The 6524-nt window shown below is 31.0% G+C and carries 7 protein-coding genes; 2 read left to right on the forward strand and 5 right to left on the reverse strand.

The annotated features are described in order from the left end of the window. Positions 1-291: 291 nt before the first annotated feature. Positions 292-1245, forward strand: a complete 954-nt coding sequence (locus tag FYJ83_RS18990; protein WP_154443065.1) for a helix-turn-helix transcriptional regulator — start codon at positions 292-294, stop codon at positions 1243-1245. 252 nt (positions 1246-1497) lie between these two features. Here FYJ83_RS18990 and FYJ83_RS18995 read toward each other — a convergent pair whose 3' ends face one another. From FYJ83_RS18995 to FYJ83_RS19005, 3 genes are all read right to left on the reverse strand, one after another. Next, complete coding sequence (locus FYJ83_RS18995; protein ID WP_154443066.1) at positions 1498-1725, reverse strand: heavy-metal-associated domain-containing protein; 228 nt, start codon at positions 1723-1725, stop codon at positions 1498-1500. A gap of 117 nt (positions 1726-1842) precedes the next feature. Then, positions 1843-3699: a heavy metal translocating P-type ATPase gene (locus tag FYJ83_RS19000; protein ID WP_154443067.1), complete on the reverse strand. Its 1857-nt coding sequence runs from the start codon at positions 3697-3699 to the stop codon at positions 1843-1845. A gap of 132 nt (positions 3700-3831) precedes the next feature. After that, positions 3832-4125 carry an iron-sulfur cluster repair di-iron protein, ric gene (locus FYJ83_RS19005; RefSeq protein ID WP_154443068.1) on the reverse strand — a complete coding sequence of 98 codons (294 nt, stop codon included), beginning with the start codon at positions 4123-4125 and terminating at the stop codon, positions 3832-3834. Between the two features lie 371 nt (positions 4126-4496). On the opposite strand from FYJ83_RS19005, the gene FYJ83_RS19010 reads away from it, so the two are divergent. Next, positions 4497-4706 (forward strand): DUF378 domain-containing protein, encoded by a 210-nt coding sequence (locus FYJ83_RS19010; protein WP_154443069.1) that lies wholly within the window; start codon positions 4497-4499, stop codon positions 4704-4706. A 247-nt stretch (positions 4707-4953) separates the two neighbouring features. Here the strand turns inward: FYJ83_RS19010 and FYJ83_RS19015 are convergent, their stop codons facing one another. Together FYJ83_RS19015 and FYJ83_RS20575 are read right to left on the reverse strand one after the other, a co-directional pair. Further along, the gene (locus FYJ83_RS19015; RefSeq protein WP_195838069.1) at positions 4954-6390 is read right to left on the reverse strand and encodes an AraC family transcriptional regulator; all 1437 of its coding nucleotides are present in this window, start codon (positions 6388-6390) and stop codon (positions 4954-4956) included. A gap of 25 nt (positions 6391-6415) precedes the next feature. Next, complete coding sequence (locus tag FYJ83_RS20575; protein WP_412034789.1) at positions 6416-6517, reverse strand: hypothetical protein; 102 nt, start codon at positions 6515-6517, stop codon at positions 6416-6418. Positions 6518-6524 lie beyond the last annotated feature (7 nt).

A 6524-nucleotide genomic window follows, 5' to 3' on the forward strand; every position in this document is an offset into this window, starting at 1 on the left:
TTTAATCAAGGATCGCTATCGCTTTCCTCCTTGACAAAATAATTACTAGCAATTTAAGAAAACCACAGCATTATTCAGAGAAAATTTTTCAGAGGTCTGTGTCACATATGTTTGACTTCTCTAGATTCTGTTAATCTCTTTCATATTATCCTCCTTGTAAAAGTATTTATATTATGTTATATTGTTGATAGTCATTATCAATAATATAATTTTTCAATTTCTAAAACAATAGTTTAAGAGTTAGTACGACTTAAATAGATAATTAAAAGTTCAAAATGTATAGGTGATATTATGGATTGTAGTGAAATTAGAAAAGAACAATTAAAAGGTTTTGGATTTATAAAAAAAGAAAATCCATGTTATAGAAATGGGGAATATTTTAATTTAAATAAAAAGATAGGGCAGGGTGGTTATTGGCTATATGATTATAAGGGCCTTTTTGCCATAAGTATTCATGATTTTTATTTCTTTAATGACTTTTATTTTTCAACAGATATGTATGTAGACGAAGATCCTAAATATTTGAGTATCTCATATAATATAGATATTACAGGTGATTTTTTAGATTCTAAGTTAAATATAAGAAACAATTCCATAAATGGATTTTTATATGGAGAAAATAGAATATGTGCACTTATAAAAAATAATACTCCTGTATATTCTATTTCTATAGAAATCTATCCCAAATATTATGAAGAACTTACTAAGAGATTTGGTTTGGAAAAAAACTATTTAAAAAATGCCCTTTTAACTTTTAAGAGTGATACAGATTTCTATGAAATGATGATACTTCTTCAAGAAATAACAAGTTTTAAGGGAATTGGACTTTCTGCAGAACTTTTCTACGAAAGTAAAGTTACTGAAGCCGTAGCACTTCTTTTAGCTAAAGTAGAAGAAGAAAACATATATGTATCTAATAAAGAATATCAAGAAATTAAAGACATAAATAAATATATATTAAACAATTTAGATAGAAATATATCCCAAAAGGAACTCTGTGAAAAGTTCTTTATGGGAAAAACTAAGCTACAAACACAGTTTAAAAAAGTAAATAATCTAACTATTTCCGAATTTATTAAATTAAATAAAATAGAAAAATCTAAAACATTATTAAAAGATAATACTATGAGTATCAAGGATATATCAAAACAACTAGGATATCCTAGTCAAAGTAGATTTACAGAAGTCTTTAAGGAAAGTACAAATATATTACCTAGTGAATATAGAAATATACATTGCTTATAATAAAGATATGACTTAATCCACATTCAAAAGATTAAATCATACTGATAATAGAAACCCTACTGCTTTAATTAGCAATAGGGTTTCTATTATTTACTTATATATTACTTACAATAAAATTACCTTCAATAATCATCTCTCTTAATACTTCTTTTGATAATGTACCCATAAAAACTCTCTTTCTAGCTTAAATCTTATTTTGATTTGTGCGAGAAAGAGAATTTTTTCGCTAAATCACATATTAATTTATATTATCTATTTAACTTTTGATTTAATTACTTCGTAACCAACTCTATTAATAGAATCTTCGATTTCATCTATTGAGATTTTTTCTTCGTCAAAATCTAATTTTGCTTTGCTTGAATTAAATGATACCTTTACTGTATCTTGATCTATACCATCTAAACCTTTAAGTGCACCTTCAATCTTTTGCATACATGATGGACATGTTAAGGTTTCTAATTGTATTGTTGCTGATTTCATAATATTATCTCCCTTCATTATTTTATTATTGGTTTCCTTTAACTTCTATCCTATAATTTAATATTACCATATTTTATTAATTAAATCTTTGACCTAAGTCAATTTTTTTCTTTTATTTTAATATCTTAGTTTATATTTTAATAATCTCATACCATTCAGAATAACTACTAAGATACTGCCTTCATGTACTAACATTCCTATGGACATATTCATCCATTCACTGAATAATACACTGGCTAATAATATTAATACAACTCCTACAGCAATGACAATGTTTTGTTTCATATTTCTAGCTGTTGCTTTTACTAATCCTAAGGCATGTGGTAAACGACTAAAATCTGAATTCATTAAAACAACATCTGATGTTTCGATAGCTACATCTGTACCATTTCCCATAGCTATACCGATATTTGCTAGGGCCAGTGAAGGACTATCATTAACACCATCTCCAACAAAAGCAACTATTTGCCCCTCTTCTTCAATTAATTTCTTAACATATGCTGATTTCTCTTCTGGCAACATATTTCCATGGGCTTCAGTTAACCCTAGCTCATGGCTAACCACATCAACAGTTCCCTGGTTATCACCTGATAGCATAATAAGGTTTTTTACACCTAACTTCTTTAGCTTTAATAATTCTCCCTTAACTCCTGGACGTATCTGGTCACGAACCCCCATCAATACTTTCAGTTTCCCATCAACAGAAGTTAATACAAGTGAATTTCCCTTTTTTTCGAAACCAGCTACATCAGCTTTGGCTTTTTCATTTAGTTCAACATTTTCTCTTTCCATTAAAGCAACATTGCCAACAGCAATTCTATGGCCATTAACACTGGCTACAATGCCACCACCTTTTACAACTTCTGTATTTTCAACTACCCCTAATGGGGTTTCACCAATTTCCTCTAATACTGCTTTTGCCAATGGATGATCAGATTCACGTTCAACACTTGCAAGATATCCTAAAGCCTCATCAATATTATCCCCATAGTATTCTTTTTCTGCTACAGATGGGTTTCCTACAGTTAGTGTGCCTGTTTTATCGAATACAATTGTATCCAATCTACTGAAATCTCTAATTACTTCACTACCTTTTAGCAATACTCCATGGCGTGCTCCATTTCCTATACCTGCAACATTAGATACTGGTACACCAATAACTAAAGCTCCTGGACAACCTAGAACTAGAATAGTAATAGCCAATTCAACATTTCGAGAGAATAGCCATACTATAAATGCTATTACAAGAACTGCTGGTGTATAATATTTGGAGAAACGGTCTATAAAACGTTCTGCTTCTGATTTTGAGTCTTGTGCTTCCTCTACCAATTCAATGATTTTACCAAAGGTTGTGTCTTCTCCTACACGATCGGCAATAATTTGAATAGTTCCATTATCTAAAATTGTACCTGCAAATACATTTGAGCCTTTTTCCTTTCCAACTGGAATAGATTCTCCCGTAATACTTGATTCATTAATACTACCTTCACCAGTTAAAACTGTACCATCAACAGGAACCTTTGCACCAGTTTTTACTAGCAAAACATCACCTACGTCCACATCATCCACTTCAACTTCTTCAAACTCCCCATTTTCCATTTGTTTTAGTGCACTTTCTGGTGCCATTTCTGTTAATTCTTTTATGGCTGAACGAGTTTTATTTAATGTGCGTTGCTCTAAATAAGCACCGAATAAGAATAGAAATGTAACAATTGCTGATTCTTCAAAGTTTTGTATCAAAAATGCCCCTGCTATTGCTATTGTAACTAAAACATCTATGCTTACTACTTTTACCCTCAATGCTTGATATGCTTGAATAACTATTGGCACTGCACCTAAAATGGAAGCTATGACCAATGACCAAATAAATATATCCGTAGTTCCTGTTGTCCATTTACTAGTAAAAGCAATGGCTATTAGAATCCCACTTATTAAAGTGATTAGATTCTTCTTTTTTAAAATGTTTTTTTGCATCTTTATCCCTCCCGATTTAACAATTTTTATTTATTATTTTTTGACTTTACGTTAATAGAACAATTCTATTTTATTTAATTATATAATTTATTGCTAATAATGGAAGATAGAGCTTTTAATAAACCTCTCTTTTTAAGCCTTATATGATTTATCTAATTCTTCTAACATATTGTATACTGATTCATAACTTTCACATACATCATCTGGAACTGTATAGTTTTTTGTAATTTCACGTAATTGTTTCAATTCATTATCTAAATTTGGCTTTTCTGATTTTATATTTTTAATTTTTTCGCTGATTTTATCAAACAATTTTTTTACATCATGGAATTCTGGATGAGTTCCACCATGAACCTTTGCTACTACTGGTACATATTGTTCTAATCTTCCTAGATTTTGGTCTACAACTTCGCTAAATTTTTTCATAATATAATCTCCCCTTAAAATTTTATAGTTTCATTTCTTTTAAATCTTTTTTATAGCTATATATTATCCCATTCCATTCTATTAAACCTTGATTTAGATCAAAACTTTTTATTTTATTTGTATTTTTAAAATAATTTTTTCCCGCATTTTTATCTTAACTTTATGAATACATTCTAACATAATTTCCTTAATAAGTATTTGATCTAGGTCAATAAAAAATTGGTTTTATATTTGATGAGATGTAATAAAGGCCCCAATATGTAAAATTACATTATAACTTTGTAATTTATATTGTTTATTTTTTTAAAAATAGGAGATATTAAGATTATAGCAATATTTACAAATTAATAAAAATTGAAAGGAGAAACATAATGGATACACTAGGCTTAGTTTTAGTAATAATAGGAGCATTAAACTGGGGATTGATTGCATTATTCCAATTTGATTTAGTTGCTACAATTTTCGGAGGACAAGACGCATTTTTAAGCAGAATTGTATATGGATTAGTAGGATTAGCAGGATTGTACTGTATAAAATTCTTAATGGAAAGAGATAAAAATAAACCAGTAATAAAAGAATAGGGATGTAATCAGAACTACTGAAAAAATCTCTAATTAAATTAATTAATATAGAGCCTGAAAACATAGTACTTAACTGTAATTTCAGGCTCTTTTTTATATAATTAATGAAAATTCATCATAGAAACCCATAGCAAGTGCAACCTCACAGAGAGTATATTTTCCACCCATCAGATAAGTGTCTAACATAGATCCTGTAATTCATAAGGTATTCATGCTAATTTATCTCTATTCTATACTTACACATGAATTATTCGATTTCTAATATAGCATTAAGAATTAAATCAATCTGGGCATTCATGGATATAATATCATTAAACCAAAACATATTACTGGGAGCTGAAATTACTCTATCTCCCTTCACTGCCGGAACACTATTCCATACATTATTGTTTCCAAAATCACCCAGAGCACCATTTACAAGAATAAAATCACCTGCATATTCATTTATTACTTCATATGATAACTTGACACCACCTGCATGGGCATTTTTGCTATCCTTCATTGCTTCTTGCAGTTTTTCAGGAATATTAAAACCTAACAAATCGTACATTAGCGGTGCCCCTCGTCCCAGCCAAGATGCCGACAGAACATCCTCTCGCTTTTCAATGCACAATACGCTTTTATCACTCAATCCTTCGTTTGCAAGTTTTTGTTTTGCATCCTTAATCTTGCTTTCGAATGCCTGAATCAGTTCCTCTGCTTTTTCAGAACAATTGAATATTTCTCCTAAAAAACGAAGTCTTTCTTGGTAGTTCATTGCAAAATAGTTACACGCTATTGTAGGCGCAATCTTTGAAAGAGATTGATAGATTGACTCATCTTGTGTATCCCATAAAATCAAATCAGGATCTAATGCCATAATTTCTTCTTCGTTAATAGAAAACGCATCTATCACACTAATCTCTTGTGCTTCATTTTCGAAGGCGGCACCAGTATTAAATGATGTTGCCACAGGTGTTATGCCAAGTGCTAACAAATCACCTTGAACAAAGATTACGACTACCCTCTTCGGACTCACTGGCACCTCCACATCACCCATAGCCGTGCTGATAGTTCTCGTTCCTTCTTCTATAGGCTCTGTATCTTCCATTTCTGATGCTTGTGTTGTCACCTCTGAATTTGGTATATAATTCGTTACGCCACTATCCGTTGGTATAGTGCTACAAGCCGAAAGTAGTAATATCAGCGATAAAGCTGCTGCTACAACCCCTTTGCTTCTCATCTGTTTAAACATATTAGTTACTCCTTTCCCTTTGAGTTCGCCAAGACTAACTTGACATTTCTCATTATAGGGAAAAATAATGAGATTTTCAAGGACACCATCTCTCATATCGTACGACATCTTCTCTCTAAAGGCATTAGGCGTTATGCCGATATTCTTTGAAAACATCCGTTGTAGATTGCGTTCATCTTGAAAACCACAGTAATCGGCAATTTTCCGAATAGATGTCCGGCTGTTTTGGAGTAACTCCATGGCTGCTGTCAATCGGGTATTAATCAGATATTCCTGTGGGCTTTTACCAATCTTTTGCTTGAAACTTCTGTGGAAATGGCTATAACTGACCCCCAGCATTTCACACATTTCCTGAATAACAATAGGCTCTGAATAGCACTTGTCCAGGTATCGAATAGCCATCTTCACAACATCCGATTCAAAAATGCGAATATCTCCTATAAATGTCAAGTTAAAATTCCTCATTTCTGTGCAATTAAGACTCCTCACTTTTATTCATTTTTAATTTATCTTTAATTCTATAGGATGGTCCTGTAATATTAAATAAATATGAGTAATGCAATATTCTATCTAGGATAGCTTTA

The sequence above is a fragment of the Tissierella pigra genome (assembly GCF_009695605.1).
In the GTDB taxonomy this organism is placed as follows: Bacteria; Bacillota; Clostridia; order Tissierellales; family Tissierellaceae; genus Tissierella; species Tissierella pigra.

Bases quoted from the DNA above. Each gene is read 5' to 3' on its own strand.
- FYJ83_RS18990 (WP_154443065.1), top strand. From the start codon at position 292: ATGGATTGTAGTGAAATTAGAAAAGAACAATTAAAAGGTTTTGGATTT.
- FYJ83_RS18995 (WP_154443066.1), bottom strand. From the start codon at position 1,725: ATGAAATCAGCAACAATACAATTAGAAACCTTAACATGTCCATCATGT.
- FYJ83_RS19000 (WP_154443067.1), bottom strand. From the start codon at position 3,699: ATGCAAAAAAACATTTTAAAAAAGAAGAATCTAATCACTTTAATAAGT.
- FYJ83_RS19005 (WP_154443068.1), bottom strand. From the start codon at position 4,125: ATGAAAAAATTTAGCGAAGTTGTAGACCAAAATCTAGGAAGATTAGAA.
- FYJ83_RS19010 (WP_154443069.1), top strand. From the start codon at position 4,497: ATGGATACACTAGGCTTAGTTTTAGTAATAATAGGAGCATTAAACTGG.